Here is a 16,065-nt window from a genome sequence, read left to right as displayed (position 1 = left end):
TAGCGCCGTTAGCTGGGAAAAAGCTGGCGCCGGACCACCTTTCCCGTCGCATTGCGGGGAAGAGCCGCCACAAAGTACACGTCCCTCGGGACGGAGAACCTGGCCAGTCTGTGGCGGACGTACTCGCGGATCGCGTCCGCGTCGACGCGCTCGCCCGGGTGCAGGGCGATCCAGGCGGCCAGGCGCTGGCCGAACTCCTCGTCCGGCACGCCGGCCACCGCCACCTCGCGCACCTGGGGCAGTTCGGCGATGACGTCCTCGACCGCGGCCGGGTAGACGTTCTCGCCGCCGGAGATGACCATGTCGTCCTCGCGGCCGTCGACGAAGAGCAGGCCGCCGCGGTCCAGGTGACCGAGGTCGCCGGTGGCGATGAGGTCGCCGTGGAACTCCCGGCCGGTGCCGTTGGTGTAGCCCTCGAAGAGCATGTCGTTGCCGACGAAGATCCGTCCGACCGTGTCCGGCGGCAGCGCCCGCCCGTCGGCGCCGAGGATCGCCACGCGGGTGCCGTGCGGGGGCCGGCCGGCCGTGCCCGGGGCCGAGCGCAGCTCCTTCGGCACGGCGATCGAGGCCCACGACGCCTCCGTGGAGCCGTACAGGTTGTAGAGCACGTCGCCGTACACGTCCATGAAGCGCGTGGCCAGCGGCCCGGTCAGCGCGGAGCCCGAGACCGCGACCACCCGCAGTGCCGGCGCGGCGACGGCGCCGGGCGCCTCCAGCAGGCGTTGCAGCATCACCGGTACCGCGAACAGCGACGTGCACCCGTGCTCGTTCACGGCGCCGAGGGTGGTGGCCGGGGCGAACCTGCGGGTGAGGACGATCGTGCCGCGCAGCGCCAGGCACAGCTGCAGCGCGGCCAGCCCCCAGGTGTGGAACAGCGGCGCGGCGACGAACATGCGCTCGCCGGCGTTGAGCGGGATGCGCGACACGACCGAGGCGAGCGGCCCGAGCCCGGCCGGGTTGCGCCGCCGGGCCCCCTTCGGCGCCCCCGTCGTGCCGCTGGTGAGGACCACGATCGAGCCCGGCTCGGCCGGCGGCTCGAGGTCGGCGGACGGGGCGCGCAGGATCAGCCCGTCGATCCGGTCGGTGGACAGCCGGGGCAGGTGCGGCGGCACGGCGGCCAGCATGCCCAGGAACGCCTCGTCGTGCAGCAGCAGCGACAGGGCCTGGTCGTGGGCGACCGCCTCGATCTGGGCGTTGCCGAGGCCGGTGTTGATCAGCACCGCCTGGGCGCCGACGGCCACGACCGCCATCAGCGACTCGATCATCGCGGCGGAGTTCTCGCAGAGCAGCCCGACCCGGGCGCCGGGGACGACGCCGTGGCCGGCCCTGAGCGCGTTGGCCAGCCGGCGCACCCGGTGGTCGAGGTCGCCGTAGGTGACGGTGCGCCGCTCGTCGATGATGGCGACCCGGCCCGGGTTGCGGGCGGCGGTCGAGCGCATCTCGCCGTAGAGCCCGAAGCCCCACCGCCGCAGGGCGTTGAGCTGGCGAACGACCCGGCCGGGGCCGGCGGGGTTGAGGACCTTGCGGCGGGCAAGGGTGCGCAGTACGAAAACGGCGTCCATGGCGGGGGACTCCTTCTCGGCTGGAAATGCAAAGGCCGGCGCTGTTTCCCGTGGAACACAGCGCCGGCCTCGGAAACCTCAGCGGATGTAGGTGCCGGAGATCGCGCGGGAGACCACCAGGCGCTGGATCTCGCTGGTGCCCTCGAAAATCGTGTAGATCTTGGCGTCGCGGAACCATCGCTCGACGGGGTGTTCGCGCAGGAATCCCGCGCCGCCGAGGATCTGCACCGCCTTCTCGGTGACCGCCACGGCCACCTCGCCGGCCTTGAGCTTGCTCATCGAGCCCTCGCCGGCCTCGAACGGGCGGTTGTTGCGCCCCATCCAGGCGGCCCGCCAGACCAGCAGGCGGGCGGCGTCGATCTCCATGCGCATGTCGGCCAGGGCGAACGCGATCGCCTGGTTCTCGATGATCGGCCGGCCGAACTGCACCCGGCCCTTGGCGTACTCCAGCGCGTACTCGTACGCCGCCCGCGCCACGCCGAGCGCCTGGGCGCCGACGGCCGGGCGGGACAGCTCGAACGTGCGCATCGCCGCCTGACCCTGGGCCTTGCGCCCCTCCCTGGCCCGGGCGAGCCGCTCGTCGAGCGCCTCCTTGCCGCCGAGCAGGCATGCGCCGGGCACCCGCACGTCGTCGAGGAACACGTCGGCGGTGTGCGAGGCGCGCAGGCCCAGCTTCTTGAGCTTCTTGGCGCCGTTGAGCCCGGAGGTGCCGGGCGGCACGACGAACGCGGCCTGGCCGCGGGAGCCGAGCTCCGGCTCGATGCTGGCCGTCACCACGTGGACGTTGGCGATCCCGCCGTTGGTGGCGTAGGCCTTCTGCCCGCTGATCACCCACTCGTCGGCGGCCTCGTCGTAGCGGGCCCGGGTGCGCATCGAGGCCACGTCGGAGCCGGCCTCAGGCTCGGTGGTGCAGAACGCGGCCGCCTTGGGGTCGGCGGCGTCGCCGAAGCACTGCGGGACCCACTCCACCATCTGGTCGGGGGTGCCGCTGCCGTAGATGGCGGCGACGGCCAGGCTGGTGCCGAAGATGGCCATGCCGATGCCGGCGTCGCCCCAGAACAGCTCCTCGTTGGCGAGGCACAGCGCGAGCCCGGTCGGGTCGGCCCAGGCGTTGGCGAGGAACTCGAAGCCGTACAGCCCGATCTTCGCCGCTTCCTGGATGACCGGCCAGGGCGTCTCCTCGCGGGCGTCCCACTCCGCGGCGGCCGGGCGCACGACCTCGGCGGCGAAGCCGTGCACCCAGTCGCGGAGGTCCCGCTGTTCCTCGTTCAGGTCGAGCGAGAACTCGGGCATGGGTCAGGCCTTGGGGATGTCGAAGAGGTTCGCGATGCTGGCGGCCAGGCCCAGGTCGCCCTTGGCCTTGAGCTTGCCGGTCATGAACATCATCATGGGGTTGCCGACACCGGAGACGACCTTGAGGAAGTCGACGGGGCCGACGGTGATGGAGAGCTTCGGGTCCTGGTCGGGGCTCGGCGACAACACGCAGGTGCCGTTGGCGATGACCAGCTCGTACGAGTCGACGCCGCCGTCCGGTGCGCCGGTGATGTTCCAGTGGATGACCGCGTTGGTCGCGCCGGCGCGGTCGGGCCGGAACAGCTCGGGGAACCGGGACAGGATCGTGTCCAGGATCTTCTTGCGCTGCGGGCTGTTCATGATTTCGGCCAGCTGCGAGTCCGGCGCGCTCTTCACGAGGCCCGCGAACTGCTTCGGGTCGATGTTGTTGAAGTCGCCCAGGGCGTCGATGTCGGACATGGCTGTGCCCTCCGTTGGATTTAAGCTACTCGTGCGTAACCTTACGCACGAGTAGGTAGGGTGGCAAGATGCTGAAACGGCTTCCGCGCGTGGTGCGCGAGCAGCAGATGCTCGACGCTGCGGTGCAGGTCTTCTCCAGGCGCGGCTTCCACGCGGCCTCGATGGACGAGATCGCGGAGGTGGCCGGGATCTCCAAGCCGATGGTGTACGCCTACCTCGGCACCAAGGAGGAGCTGTTCCTGACCTGCCTGCGGCGGGAGGCCACCCGGCTGATGGAGGCGGTGGCGGCCGGCGTGCGCCCGGCGTCCCGCCCCGACGAGCAGCTGTGGAACGGCCTGCGCGCGTTCTTCGCCTTCGTCGGCGCGCACCGCGACGGCTGGCGGGTGCTGTACCGGCAGGCCCGCAGCGAGCCGCACTTCGCCGGGGAACTCGCCGGCATGCGCGCCCGGATCGTCGAGGTCGTCGCCAGCCTGCTCGAAGGCGCCTGCGCGCAGGCCGAGGCGGCCAAGCCGGCCCGCCCCGACGACTTCCTCGCGATGGCCTACGCCTACGTGGGCGCGGCCGAGTCGCTCGCCGACTGGCTGGCCGACCACGAGGAGGAGGACCCCGAGCACACCGCCACCCGGATGATGAACTTCGTGTGGGTCGGCGCCGACGCCCTCCTGCAGGGGCGGGTCTGGCGGGCTCAGGCGGAGTAGCCGACCGCCGGGATCGACGCGAGGCCGACGGCAAATCCCACGCCGATGAGGACCACCGCGCCGACAATCGTGGCGATCTGGATGGTATTTCGGCGCTCGCGTGGGGCGTAGGCGAAGCCGAGGGCCACCAGCGCGCCGGTGATCAGCCCACCGACGTGCCCCTGCCAGGACACGCCGCTGATGCTGAACGACAGGACCAGGTTGAAGACGAGCACGGGCAGGATGCCGGCAACGCTGGCCCGCATCCGGCGCATGACCACGATCAGTGCGGCGAAAAGCCCGTAGACCGCGGTGGAGGCGCCGGCGCTGGCCACGTTGGGGCCGCTGAGCACGAATGCCAGCACATTGCCGCCGAGCCCGCACAACAGGTAGAGGGCGAGGAATCGCATGCGGCCCAGGGCCGCCTCGAGCGGGCGGCCGAGCACCCACAGCGCCCACATGTTCAGCCCCAGGTGCAGCAGGCCGTAGTGCAGGAACATGGCCGTGAAGAGCCGATACCAGTTGCCGTCGGCGATCGTGTCGGAGGCGAGCCGGATGTCGGTGCCCTGGGCGGTGGCGTAGGACACGACCGCGCCCCACTCGGTGAGCGGGTTGGAGCCGCCGAGCAGCCCGCCCAGCCCGCCGCCGGCGACGCTGTGCGCGGCGTCACGGCCCGCGCTGATCAGCGAGAAGACGAAGACCAGCACGTTGATGACGATCAGCGTGATCGTCACCGTGCCCTGGGTGCCCGAGCTGCCGCCGCCGAACGCGGTCCGGGCCGGCCGCTGCGTGCGGGCCCCCTCGCGGACGCACTCCGGGCACTGGAAGCCGACCGACGCCTCGTTCATGCAGCTCGGGCAGATCGGCCGGTTACAGCGGGTGCACCGGACATACGTCTCGCGATCGGGGTGCCTGTAGCAGACGGGGACCGCGGGCGGCTGAGTCATGCTGACAAGGTTAGCCAGCACTCACCCGGGCGCCGCGGCCCCCAACGCGTGCGGTGCTACGCGGTCCGCTCGACGTCGACGCGCTCGATCACGACGTCCTTGGCCGGCCGGTCCATGGCGCCGGTCTGGGTGGTGGCGATCTGGTCGACGACCTGCCTCGACTCGGCGTCGGCCACCTCGCCGAAGATCGTGTGCTTGCCGTTGAGGTGCGGGGTCGGGCCCACGGTGATGAAGAACTGCGACCCGTTGGTGCCCTGGCCGAAGCGGACGCCGGCGTTGGCCATGGCCAGCAGGTACGGCCGGTTGAACGACAGCTCCGGGTGAATCTCGTCGTTGAAGTTGTAGCCCGGGCCGCCCGTGCCGGTGCCGGTCGGGTCGCCGCCCTGGATCATGAAGCCCGAGATCACTCGGTGGAAGATGACGCCGTCGTAGTACGGGCCCTTGCCGGCCTCACCGGTGCGCGGGTCGGTGTAGTCCCTGGTGCCCTCGGCGAGCTCCACGAAGTTGCGCACCGTCTTGGGCGCGTGGTTGGGGAACAGCTCGAGCCGGATCGGCCCGAAGTTGGTGTGCAGCGTCGCGAACAGTTGCTCGGCCACCAGTTCTCCCTTTCCTTGGTGACATTCCGTCATCACGGTATCGGACGCGGATTCTGCCGGATCCGGGTGTACGGGCCACGGGATCAGTGCACGATGGCCGAAGCGGACCTGCTCCTGAGGTTCTCCCTGGTCGTATCGGGGTAACCGGGGATGGACGGGTTTACGCGCCTCGGGAGGTGGAGCAAGTGTTTGGACGTCGTCAGGTGCAGTCGCACGGCCGGCTCATGCGGGACGAGCTCGGAGAGAGCCTCGATCACCTGCGGATGGCCGCGGCGCACGCCGCCGATGGCGCCTCGGGCGTCCTGGTGCCGCGGGTCGACGCCGCGCGCAAGGCCATGAAGCCCCGGGTGGAGAGCGGGATGAACCGCGCCAAGGGCAGCATGGACACGGTGATGATCATCGCTCAGGATCGCTCGCGTCGCGCCGGCCGCAAGGCCGAGAAGATGGGGCGCAAGGGCAAGGCCAAGCTGACGGGCAAGGAGTCGCGCTCGTCGCGGCGGCTACCCATGGCGATCGGCGGGCTGCTCGTGGCCGGGGCCGCGGTCGGTATCGCGGGCTCGATGCTGCGCCGCCGCCGCGACCAGCAGGCGTGGGACGAGTACGACTCGACCCGCACCACGTCGGACACCGGCTCCATGCTGGGTGCGGCGAAGTCCACGATGGACTCGAGCATCGACAAGGCCCGGACGATGGGGGAGGCGGCCAAGGACCGCGCCTCCGACCTGATCGGCCACAAGAGCACGAACGACGGCCCGGCCGGCGGCGGGGAGTACGAGAAGAGCCCGATGCCGCACACCGCGTCGAAGAACGGCCGCTCTTAGCGTCCGATCAACGTAGGCGGGCCGTCCCCGGCCACGGGGGACGGCCCACCTATGTCCGGCCTCAGAGCCAGCCGCTCTTGCGGAAGCCCCAGAAGAGTGCGGCCGAGCCGCCCACCATCAGCGTCATCACGCCGGGATAGCCGAAGACCCAGTGGATCTCCGGCATGTAGTCGAAGTTCATGCCGTAGATCCCCGCGATCGAGGTCACGAGGGCGGCGATGGCGGCCCACGCGGCGATCTTGCGCATGTCGTTGTTCTGGTCGACGCTCACCTGGGCCAGCCGCGCGGCGAGCACCGAGTTGATGACATCGTCGAGGTACAGCACCTGCTCCACCGCGCGCGCGAGGTTGTCGCCGATGTCGCGGAAGTACCGCCGGATCTCCTCCGGAACCTCGGCCAGCTGCCCGCTGACCAGCCCCGCCATCGGCCGCTGCAGCGGCAGCACGGCCCGCTTGAACTCCATCAGCTCGCGCTTGAGCTGGTAGATGCGCTGGATCCGGTCGGCGCTGCGCCGCTTGCCCCGCTGCGGCGCGAAGACCTGGTCCTCGACCGCGGCGACGTCCTCCTCGATCCCGGTGGCCACCTCGACCAGCGTGTCGACCACGCTGTCGGCGACCGCGTAGGCCACCGCCCATGGGCCGCGGGCCAGCACCTCGGGCCGGCGCTCCAGCCCGGAGCGGACCGGGGCCAGCCGGCTCGCGTCGCCGTGGCGGACGGTGATGATGAAGTGCTCGCCGATGAACATCAGCACGTCGCCGGTCTCGACCACCTCGCTGGTGTCGGTCAGCTCGTCGTGCTCGACGTACCGCGCCGTGCGCATGGTCAGGAACGTCATCTCGCCGTAGCGCTCGACCTTGGGCCGCTGCCGCGACAGCACCGCGTCCTCGACCGCCAGCTCGTGCAGCTGGAACGTCTCCGCGATGGCCGACATCTCCGCCGCCCGGGGCTCCTTCAGCCCGATCCACACGAAGCCGTGGTGCCGGCGCGCGGCGTACAGCGCCTCGGCGTAGTGGCGCGGGTCGGGCTGGCGCACCCCGTCGATGTACAGGGCGCAGTCCACGATCGCGCTCGAGACGTCCGGCTCGATGGTCGACTTGGCCAGCGACGCGGTGTTGTTGAGCATCCGGGACATGGCCCGGACGGGTCGGGACAGCGCGCGCTGCAGTGGACGGGCATGGGGCTGCTGTTCGTCGGCCATCTCGACCTCCCTGGGGTCCCCACGAAAAGGCGCAAAAATTGGCACCGGGTGGACCGACCGCAGGTGGGGGGTGGGGGCGCGGTCGGCCCACCCGGTGCCGTTGGGGGGCGGGGGGTGATGCCTGCAGCGCGATTCGCAAAGCGCGCCGGGCAGGATTTTGATCCATCCGGTACCGCCTGCGGAACCACCCCCACCATCACGGTTTGGTGTCAGCTTGCTCGGAGGGCTAGTGGGACGCCTTCCGGACCGCCTCGATCGCGGCGGCCAGGCGCTGGATGCCCTCGTCCACCTGGTCCGTGAGCACCGCCGAGAAGGCCAGCCGCACCGCGTGCCGGCCGCCCTCGAGCAGGAAGTCGCTGCCCTTGACCACGGCCACGCCGAAGTCCCGGGCGGCCACCTTCTCCAGCTCGGTGGTGTCGATGTCGTCGGGCAGCTCGACCCACAGGAAGTAGCCGCCGTCGGGCTCGACGAACGTGGCGTCCGGGACGTGCTTGCGCAGCCCCTCGGCCAGCAGGCGGGCCCGCTCGCCCAGCGTCGCCGACACCTTCGCGATCGAGCGGCCGATGTCGCCGCTGACGCAGAACTGGTGGGTGATCGCCTCGGCCACCATGCTCGGGGAGATGTAGAGGTTGGTGGCCCGCTTCGCGATGGCGGCGATCGTCGGCTGCGGGCCGATCAGATAGCCGACCCGCAGGCCGGGCGCGATGGTCTTGGTGAACGAGCTCGCGTGCACCACGACGCCGGCGGTGTCCTGGGACAGCATCGACGGCAGCTTCTCGCCCCGCCAGCGGATGTCCGCGTACGGGTCGTCCTCGAAGATCGTGAACCCGTACTCGGTGGCGAGGGCCACCAGCGCCTGGCGCTTCTCGGCGGAGAGCGTGACGCCGGCCGGGTTCTGGAAGTTCGGGATGATGTGCGCGAGCTTCGGGCGCACGCCGCTCTCGAGCAGGGCGCGCAGCTCGTCGATGTCGAGCCCGTCGGCCTGCAGCGTGACCGGGTACACCTCGGCGCCCAGGTTGCGCAGGTTGAGCAGGGTCCGGTCGTAGGTCGGCTTCTCCACCACGACGGCGTCGCCCGGCTTGACCAGGTGCTCGAAGAGCAGCGCGTCGGCCTGCAGCGAGCCGTTGGTGACGATGACCTGCTCGGCGTCCACCCCGTGCTTCGCGGCGATCCACGAGCGCAGCGGGAGGTAACCCACGGAGGTGCCGTAGGCGGTGATGCCGGCCGGGTCGGCGTCGAAAGCGCGGGCCGCGGCGGCCTTGAGGCCCTCGACGTCGATGATGTCGAGACTGGGCGCGCCACGGGCAAATGAAATCAGCTGCATGGTGGCAGCCTACGCAGGCGCCCGGCCGCCGTTCAGCCGAGTTCCCCGCCCTCCACCTGGGGGGATGGGCGCAGTTCCCGGCGTTTTTGCGGTCGGCACGGCCGTGCGTTGGCGAATTCCCGCCGGGGAACGGGAATCACGCCAGGATTGTCGTGGAAACCCAGACCCGAATGATATCGCGCACAGAGATGACCCCGAGCACGTCGTCGCCGTCGAGGACGACAAGGTGGCGGAACCCGCCGCGGACCATGGCGGCCGCGGCCTCCTCGATCGTCCACGTCGGGCTGGCGTAGACGACCTCCCACGTGATGTGGTCGGCGGTCCGCTCGGCGTCGGGATCGAGGTCGGTCCCGATCGCGTTGAGGATGTCCCGCTCGGTGATGATTCCGATGCCGGCGCCGTCGGGATCGGCGACGATCGCCGAGCCGACCTTCCGCCGCGCCATGAGCGCGGCCGCCTGGCGGAGGGTATGGTCCGGGCCCAACTGGACCACGGCCGTTGACATGGCCTCGTGAACCTGCATGGCACATCAACTCCTTGCTTCCTTGCAAGGCACGGTACGGACTATGGTCCCTGCCCGGGGCGGAACTCTCAAGTCCTGCTCACCCGCGGGTTCGTCCGAGATACAGTTGCCCAACGTGCGGTTTCTCAACGACCAGACCCCCGGGCACGAACTCACCTACGACGATGTCTTCATGGTGCCGAGCCGCTCGGCCGTGGAGTCGCGGATGCAGGTGGACCTGACCACGCGCGACGGCAGCGGCACCACGATCCCGATCGTCGTGTCCAACATGACCGCCGTCGCCGGCCGGCGGATGGCCGAGACCGTGGCCCGGCGCGGCAGCCTCGCGATCATCCCGCAGGACATCCCGATGGACGTGGTGGCCGAGGCGGTCAGCTGGGTCAAGCGGCGGCACCTGGTCTTCGACACCCCGATCACGCTCGGCCCGACCGAGACCGTCTCCCTGGCGCTGGACCTGCTGCCGAAGCGGGCGCACGGCGCGGTGATCGTGGTCGAGGACGGCCGCCCGGTCGGCGTGGTGACCGAGGGTGACTGCACGGACGTGGACCGTTTCAGCCAGCTCGGCGGCGTCATGTCGCGCAACCTGCTCACGCTGCCCGACGACGCCACCCCCGAGGACGCCTTCAACCGCCTGGCCGCCGGCCACCACCGCCTGGCGCCGGTGATCGACAACGCCGGGCGGCTGGTCGGCATCCTGACCCGCAACGCCGCCCTGCGGGCCACGCTCTACCAGCCGGCGGTCGACGCCGAGCGCCGCCTGCGGGTCGGCGCCGCGATCGGCATCACCGGCGACGCCGCCGGCCGGGCCGACAAGCTCATCGCGGCCGGCGTCGACGTGCTGGTGGTCGACACCGCGCACGGGCACCAGGAGCGCATGATCAACACGCTGCGGGCGGTCCGGGCGCTCAACCCGTCCATCCCGGTGGTCGCCGGCAACGTGGTCACCCGCGAGGGCACCGCGGACCTGCTGGCCGCCGGCGCTGACATCGTCAAGGTCGGCGTCGGGCCGGGCGCGATGTGCACCACCCGGATGATGACCGGCGTCGGCCGGCCCCAGTTCTCCGCCGTCCTCGAGTGCGCCGCCGAGGCCCGCCGCCACGGCGGGCACGTCTGGGCCGACGGCGGGGTCCGCCACCCGCGCGACGTCGCCCTGGCCCTGGCCGCCGGCGCGTCCAACGTGATGATCGGCTCCTGGCTGGCCGGCACCCACGAGTCGCCCGGCGACCCGCGCCGCGACCCCGACGGCCGGCTCTACAAGGAGAACTTCGGCATGGCCTCGGCCCGCGCGGTGAGCCGCCGCACGGCCGACGACAGCGTCTACGAGCGGGCCCGCAAGGCGCTGTTCGAGGAGGGGATCTCCTCGTCGCGGATGTACCTCGACCCGCGCCGCCCCGGCGTGGAGGACATCCTCGACGAGATCGTGGCCGGCGTGCGTAGTGCCTGCACCTATGCGGGCGCCGCCGACCTCACCGAGTTCGCGGAACGGGCCGTCGTGGGGGTGCAGAGCGCGGCCGGATACGCCGAGGGAAAACCACTCGACGTGAGCTGGTGATTGCCTCGAAGGTCGGATGGTCTCGTCACACGAATGTCACGTAAGGTGCGTGTCGTGAACCTCGCTCGCGACCCTTCCGGCACGTGACCACACGGCCACTTGCGCGCCGCCTGCAGGGGTTGCGCGGCGCTTCCCGGTTCGTCGGCGCCGGCCTGCTCGACCAGGTGGTCATCGCCGCCGCCAACTCGGCCAACACGCTCCTGGGCGGCATCCTGCTGCCCAAGGAGAAGTTCGGCGCGCTCGCCCTGGCCCTGGCCGTCGGGTACTTCGCCATGTATCTCAACCGGGCCGTCGTCGGCGACGTGCTGCTCGCCCTGGCCTCGCGCTACGACGGCGAGCCCAGGGTCCGGCTGGCCCGCAACGGCCTGGCCACCGCGCTGTGCTCGGGCGTGGTCGCCACCGTCGTCTTCGTGGCGCTGTGGGCCCTGTGGCCCAGCCGCGGCGAGATCGACCTGCGCGAGTTGATCTGGGTGGCGCCGTTCATGATCCCGATCATGCTGCACGACACGGCACGCTGCGACTACCTGGCCGACCGGCGCCCCGACAAGGCGCTCGGCATCGACCTGGTCTGGGCCGGCACCCAGGCGGTCATGGTCGTGGTCATGATCCTCACGCACACCTCCAGCGCCGGCGGGCTGCTCGCGGTCTGGGGCCTCGGGGCGACCGCGGGCATCACAACGTATCTCTTCCGTGAGCGCCGCCTGCCGTGGCAGGGCAATCCGGCCGCCTGGCTGTCCGAGACCCGGCACCTGTCGAGCTGGTTCACCATCACCGCGGTGGTGGCCCAGATCCAGGTGCTGGCGATCAGCTTCGTGGTCGCCGGCCGGCTTTCCAAGGTCGACCTGGGCAACCTGCGCTTCGTGCAGACGGTCCAGCTCCAGCCGGTGCAGAACCTGATCACCGCGATCACCAGCCTGCTCGTCCCGCGGGCCTCCCGCAACGCGGCCGAGGCGGCCAAGCCCGGCCCGGAGGGCGCGCAAGCGGCCCTGGCCCTGCGCCGCCAGACCCGGCAGCTCGCCACCGCGTTCGCCGTGCTGGGCGCGCTCATGGTGCTGATCGTCTGGCCGGTCGTCTCCTTCGTCCTCGTGCACACCCACAAGTTCGCCGAGGCCGCCCCGCTGGCCCTGCCGATCGCCCTGCAGGGCGCGGTCTACCTGCTGCAGGTGCCGTTCACGGCGGCGATGCGTGGCATGCACCGGGCGCGGATGCTCTTCGTGCAGTACGTCGTCTTCGCCGTCGTGTCGCTCAGCGGCCTGACCCTGGGCGCGGACTGGGGCGGCCTGCACGGCGCGGCCTGGGGCCTGCTGACCGGCTCGAGCGCCGGCCTGATCTGCATGGTGGTGCTCTACGTCTACGCGCTGCGCTGGGTCGGCCCGCCGCCCCAGCCGGCCCCCGCCGAGGAGGTCAGCCCGACCCCTTCAGCACCGCTCGGTATACCCCGATGAGGCGCTCGGTGAGCACGTCCGGGGCGAACTCGGTCTCGTAGCGGGCCCTGGCCACCGTGGCCAGGGCGGCCGCGCCCGCGTGCGCCTTGCGCAGCCCCTCGGCCAGCGCGGCGGCCTCGGGCTCGACCACCCAGCCGGCTTCGCCGGCGAGATACGGCATCCCGCCGCGGTCGGTGACCAGCACCGGCCGCCCGCCCGACAGCGCCTCCAGGATGATCGTCGGCAGCACGTCGTGCCAGGTCGAGGCGGCGATCACGCAGGCCGCGCCGGCGATCTCGGCGCGCACCGCGGCGTTGTCCAGGGGCCCCACGTAGGTCACGTCGCGCCGCTCGGCCGCGGCCCGCTCGGCGGCGGGGCGCAGCGGCCCGTCGCCGACGATGCGCAGCGTGCCGAGCTCGCCGTCCGGGTGCCGCGACCAGGCGTCCAGCACCAGCTCGAGGCCCTTCTCCGGGGTCAGCCGGCCGGCGTAGAGGAAGCCGGTGCCCGGGCCGGGCGCCGCGCCCGCGTCGGGGATGCCGTTGGGCTTCACCGTGATGCGCCCGGCCGGGATGCCGAAGTCGGCCAGGTGCTCGGCGATCCGGTCGGTCAGCGCGATGTAGTGGTCGACCTGCTTCCAGGTGCCGCGGTGGTACGCCAGCGTGGCCGCCATCACCGCCGACTGCGCCTTGGAGCCGCGGTAGCACGTGTGCGTGATGGCCGGCAGCGGGAACGCCCTGCCCCGGCACTCCGTGCAGATGTGGCCGTCGCGGAAGTACAGGCCCGGCGCGCAGACCTGGCGGTAGTTGTGCACCGTGTGCACGACCGGCAGGCCGTTGGCGTGGGCGGTCTTCACGATCGCGGGCGAAATGAGCGGATATGGGTTGTGCAGATGCACCAAATCCGGCTTTTCGGCCCGGATCAGCGCGGTCAGGGCGCGCTGGGACTCGCCGTTGCGGATCGGTGAGAGCGGCAGCAGCACCTTCTGCGCCGCCGAGAATGTGCCGATCTCGTCCGAGCTGCGCAGGAACGGCAGCACGTCGATGCCGGCCGCGCCGAGCTGGGCGATCTCGGCATCGACGATCACGTTCTCGCCCGAAGGCTGCCCGGAGGCGTAGCGGTTGTGCGCGACGACGACCTTCATGATGCGGAAAGCCTACGGACCGCTCGTTGGGGCAGACTGTACGGGTGCCCGAGCTTCCCGAGGTCGAGGCGCTCGCCGCGTTTCTGCGGGAGCGCGCCGCCGGCCACACCATCGACCGCATCGAGGTCTCCGCGATCAGCGCGCTGAAGACCTTCGACCCCCCGATCACGGCCGCCACCGGCCAGGCCCTCACCGGCGCCTCCCGGCACGGCAAGTTCCTCGACATCCACGTCGGCTCCGACCTGCACCTCGTCGTGCACCTGGCCCGCGCGGGCTGGCTGCACTACCGCGACGAGTTCAACGCCAAGACCCCGCTCAAGCCCGGCTCCGGCCCGATCGCGCTGCGGGTGCGCCTGGACGACGAGTCGGGCTTCGACCTGACCGAGGCCGGCACCAAGAAGAGCCTCGCCGCCTACTTCGTCACCGACCCGCGCCTGGTGCCCGGCGTGTCCCGGCTCGGCCCAGATGCCCTGGCGGTCAGCGAGGAGGACTTCGCCGCCGCGATGCGCTCCCGCCGCGGCCAGATCAAGGGCGTGCTCACCGACCAGACGATCCTGGCCGGGGTCGGCAACGCGTACTCCGACGAGATCCTGCACGCCGCCAAGATGTCCCCGTTCACGCTGACCAACAAGATCACCGACGAGGCCATGGCCCGCCTGCACGCGGCCATGCGCACGGTGCTCACGGACGCGGTCGCGCGCTCGGTCGGGCAGAAGGCCGCCACGCTGAAGTCCGAGAAGCGCTCGGGCCTCGCCGTGCACGCCCGCACCGGCCTGCCCTGCCCGGTCTGCGGAGACACCGTGCGCGAGGTCTCGTTCGCGGACACTTCGCTGCAGTACTGCCCGACCTGCCAGACGAACGGCAAGCCCTTGGCGGACCGCCGCCTCTCGAAGCTCGTACGCTGAGGCCCGTGCGCCGTGCGTTCATAGTGGCCTTTGTCGCGTTTTTCCTCCTCGGTACCGCGTGGGCCCTGGCCCTGCCCGCGAACGGCACCTACGACGAGAAGCAGCACCTCGTGCGCGCCTACGCGGTGTGGACCGGCCAGTGGCTGCCGCACGAGCGCGCGAAGGACGCGAGCGGCATCGAGACCAACGCGTTCACCGGCCCGCGCAGCCTGCTGCCGGAGAACGCCGACTGCACCTGGATCGACAAGCCCGCCTACCACCCGGCGTCCTGCCTCGTGACCACCGGCGACCGGACCGAGGTGCTGGTGCCCAGCGCCGCCGCCCGCTACAGCCCCGTCTACTACGCGCTGGTCGGCCTGCCGCTGCGGATCAGCCCCGACGGCACCGGCCTGATCTGGGCCCGGCTGCTGTCCGCCGCCCTGTCCGCCGCGCTGCTGGCCTGGGCCGCCGCGCTCGCCCTGGGCTCCGGCCGCCGGCTCTTCGGCGTCGCGATGGTGCTCGTCGCCACCCCGATGCTGGCCGACCTGGCCGGGTCGATCAACCCCAACGGCCTGGAGATCAGCGCGGCGGTCCTGCTCTTCGTCGCCGCACTGCGCCGGCGGTGGCTCGCCGCCGGGATCGGCGCGCTGCTGCTGTTCACCGTCCGCGACCTCGGCCCGTTCTTCGTGCTCGCCGACCTCGCGCTGGCGCTGTTCGTGTCCCGCACCCACCCGCGCGAGCTGCTGCGCCGCCCGTTCCTGGTGCCCGCCGCGCTCGGCGCCGCCTTCGCCGTGCTCTGGGCCGCCGTCGCCTCGCGCGGCAGCGACGTCGACCAGGCGCCGCGCCCGCCGGCGACCAGCGCCGGGGCGATCCTGACCGACATCGCGCACAACCGCGCCGAGTTCTGGGCCCGCCAGATCGTCGGTCAGTTCAACTACGGCGAGACGACGATCTCGATCGCCGTCGTCGGGCTGTGGTACCTCCTCGTCGCCGCCCTGGTCCTGCCCGCCCTGTGGTTCGGCGACCGCCGGCTGCGGCTCGGGCTCGGCGCCGCCTTCGCCGGCAGCGCGGCCCTGCTGGTGGCCCTGGAGCTGTACTTCGCGCCGAAGGTCGGTCACTTCGCCCACGGTCGCTACGTGATGCCGCTCGGCGTCGGCGTGGTGCTCCTTACCCCCTTCGCGGACCGTTACGCAGGGTGGTTGTCGGATCGCGGGTGGCTGGGCCGGCTGGTGCTGCTGTGCGCCGGGCTGGCCGTACCGATGCAGCTCTATGCCCTGGCCAGGGTCATGACCCGCTTCCAGCGCGGCATCGCCGCGGGTCTCAACCCGTTCGGCGGGGCGTGGACGCCGCCACTCGGCGCGGTCGTCCCGCTCGCCTGCGCGCTTGTGGGGGCCGGGCTACTCGGGGTGATTGTCACACGGAGTTCTGTCCGCCCTACGCCAGTGCTCTCGACAGCGAACACGTTGAGCAACTAGTGTCGGCCGGTCGTCATCGGTGGCATCGGCCCTCATGGGACACTTTGGACGTGCGTTCCGGTGTCCGTGTATTCCTGATAGGGCCGGCTGAGCAGAGCTGCGCCACGGTGCACGCATCGGGGTACGAGAGGACGCACTCAGGTGACCGCTAGTCTCCAACGTCCGGCCACTTCGCCGAGCCGGAGATCG

General features: G+C 71.4%; 15 protein-coding genes. 6 read left to right on the top strand and 9 right to left on the bottom strand.

What is annotated here, in order from left to right:
• Nucleotides 1–8: 8 nt before the first annotated feature.
• The 3 genes from ABD352_RS04520 to ABD352_RS04510 form a co-directional block, all read right to left on the bottom strand.
• Nucleotides 9–1,562 (bottom strand): AMP-binding protein, encoded by a 1,554-nt coding sequence (locus tag ABD352_RS04520; RefSeq protein ID WP_344610896.1) that lies wholly within the window; start codon nt 1,560–1,562, stop codon nt 9–11.
• Between the two features lie 78 nt (nt 1,563–1,640).
• Nucleotides 1,641–2,855 carry an acyl-CoA dehydrogenase family protein gene (locus ABD352_RS04515; RefSeq protein WP_344610895.1) on the bottom strand — a complete coding sequence of 405 codons (1,215 nt, stop codon included), beginning with the start codon at nt 2,853–2,855 and terminating at the stop codon, nt 1,641–1,643.
• 3 nt (nt 2,856–2,858) lie between these two features.
• The gene (locus ABD352_RS04510) at nt 2,859–3,314 is read right to left on the bottom strand and encodes an SCP2 sterol-binding domain-containing protein (protein ID WP_344610894.1); all 456 of its coding nucleotides are present in this window, start codon (nt 3,312–3,314) and stop codon (nt 2,859–2,861) included.
• A gap of 68 nt (nt 3,315–3,382) precedes the next feature.
• On the opposite strand from ABD352_RS04510, the gene ABD352_RS04505 reads away from it, so the two are divergent.
• On the top strand, nt 3,383–4,012 hold the full coding sequence (locus ABD352_RS04505; RefSeq protein WP_344610893.1) for a TetR/AcrR family transcriptional regulator: 630 nt from the start codon (nt 3,383–3,385) through the stop codon (nt 4,010–4,012).
• Here ABD352_RS04505 and ABD352_RS04500 read toward each other — a convergent pair.
• Nucleotides 4,000–4,938, bottom strand: a complete 939-nt coding sequence (locus tag ABD352_RS04500; protein ID WP_344610892.1) for a rhomboid family intramembrane serine protease — start codon at nt 4,936–4,938, stop codon at nt 4,000–4,002. The two genes, ABD352_RS04505 and ABD352_RS04500, sit on opposite strands and share 13 nt — an antisense overlap.
• Nucleotides 4,939–4,994: 56 nt before the next feature.
• On the bottom strand, nt 4,995–5,534 hold the full coding sequence (locus ABD352_RS04495; protein WP_344610891.1) for a peptidylprolyl isomerase: 540 nt from the start codon (nt 5,532–5,534) through the stop codon (nt 4,995–4,997).
• A 185-nt stretch (nt 5,535–5,719) separates the two neighbouring features.
• Between ABD352_RS04495 and ABD352_RS04490 the strand changes: the two genes are divergently transcribed.
• A complete protein-coding gene (locus ABD352_RS04490) occupies nt 5,720–6,355 on the top strand; it encodes a hypothetical protein (protein ID WP_344610890.1) in 636 nt (211 codons plus the stop codon).
• Between the two features lie 61 nt (nt 6,356–6,416).
• Here ABD352_RS04490 and ABD352_RS04485 read toward each other — a convergent pair whose 3' ends face one another.
• From ABD352_RS04485 to ABD352_RS04475, 3 genes are all read right to left on the bottom strand, one after another.
• Nucleotides 6,417–7,553, bottom strand: coding sequence for a magnesium and cobalt transport protein CorA (locus ABD352_RS04485; RefSeq protein WP_425553456.1), 1,137 nt, complete (start codon nt 7,551–7,553; stop codon nt 6,417–6,419).
• 226 nt (nt 7,554–7,779) lie between these two features.
• Nucleotides 7,780–8,877 (bottom strand): aminotransferase-like domain-containing protein, encoded by a 1,098-nt coding sequence (locus tag ABD352_RS04480; RefSeq protein ID WP_344610889.1) that lies wholly within the window; start codon nt 8,875–8,877, stop codon nt 7,780–7,782.
• Between the two features lie 136 nt (nt 8,878–9,013).
• Nucleotides 9,014–9,400, bottom strand: a complete 387-nt coding sequence (locus ABD352_RS04475) for a CBS domain-containing protein (RefSeq protein ID WP_344610888.1) — start codon at nt 9,398–9,400, stop codon at nt 9,014–9,016.
• 115 nt (nt 9,401–9,515) lie between these two features.
• Here ABD352_RS04475 and ABD352_RS04470 point away from each other — a divergent pair, with 115 nt between their 5' ends.
• Entirely contained in the window at nt 9,516–10,952 is a 1,437-nt protein-coding gene (locus tag ABD352_RS04470) for a GuaB1 family IMP dehydrogenase-related protein (protein ID WP_344610887.1), read from the top strand.
• Between the two features lie 83 nt (nt 10,953–11,035).
• Nucleotides 11,036–12,397: an MATE family efflux transporter gene (locus tag ABD352_RS04465; RefSeq protein WP_344610886.1), complete on the top strand. Its 1,362-nt coding sequence runs from the start codon at nt 11,036–11,038 to the stop codon at nt 12,395–12,397.
• Here the strand turns inward: ABD352_RS04465 and ABD352_RS04460 are convergent.
• A complete protein-coding gene (locus ABD352_RS04460) occupies nt 12,357–13,517 on the bottom strand; it encodes a glycosyltransferase family 4 protein (protein ID WP_344610885.1) in 1,161 nt (386 codons plus the stop codon). The genes ABD352_RS04465 and ABD352_RS04460 overlap by 41 nt on opposite strands.
• 44 nt (nt 13,518–13,561) lie before the next feature.
• Here ABD352_RS04460 and ABD352_RS04455 point away from each other — a divergent pair, with 44 nt between their 5' ends.
• On the top strand, nt 13,562–14,422 hold the full coding sequence (locus tag ABD352_RS04455; protein ID WP_344610884.1) for an Fpg/Nei family DNA glycosylase: 861 nt from the start codon (nt 13,562–13,564) through the stop codon (nt 14,420–14,422).
• Nucleotides 14,423–14,427: 5 nt separating this feature from the next.
• Nucleotides 14,428–15,876 (top strand): DUF2142 domain-containing protein, encoded by a 1,449-nt coding sequence (locus ABD352_RS04450; protein WP_344610883.1) that lies wholly within the window; start codon nt 14,428–14,430, stop codon nt 15,874–15,876.
• The last annotated feature ends 189 nt before the right edge of the window (nt 15,877–16,065 follow it).

The sequence above is a fragment of the Dactylosporangium salmoneum genome (assembly GCF_039532525.1).
Lineage (GTDB): Bacteria > Actinomycetota > Actinomycetes > Mycobacteriales > Micromonosporaceae > Dactylosporangium > Dactylosporangium salmoneum.
This window is presented reverse-complemented; position numbering and strand designations above follow the sequence as displayed.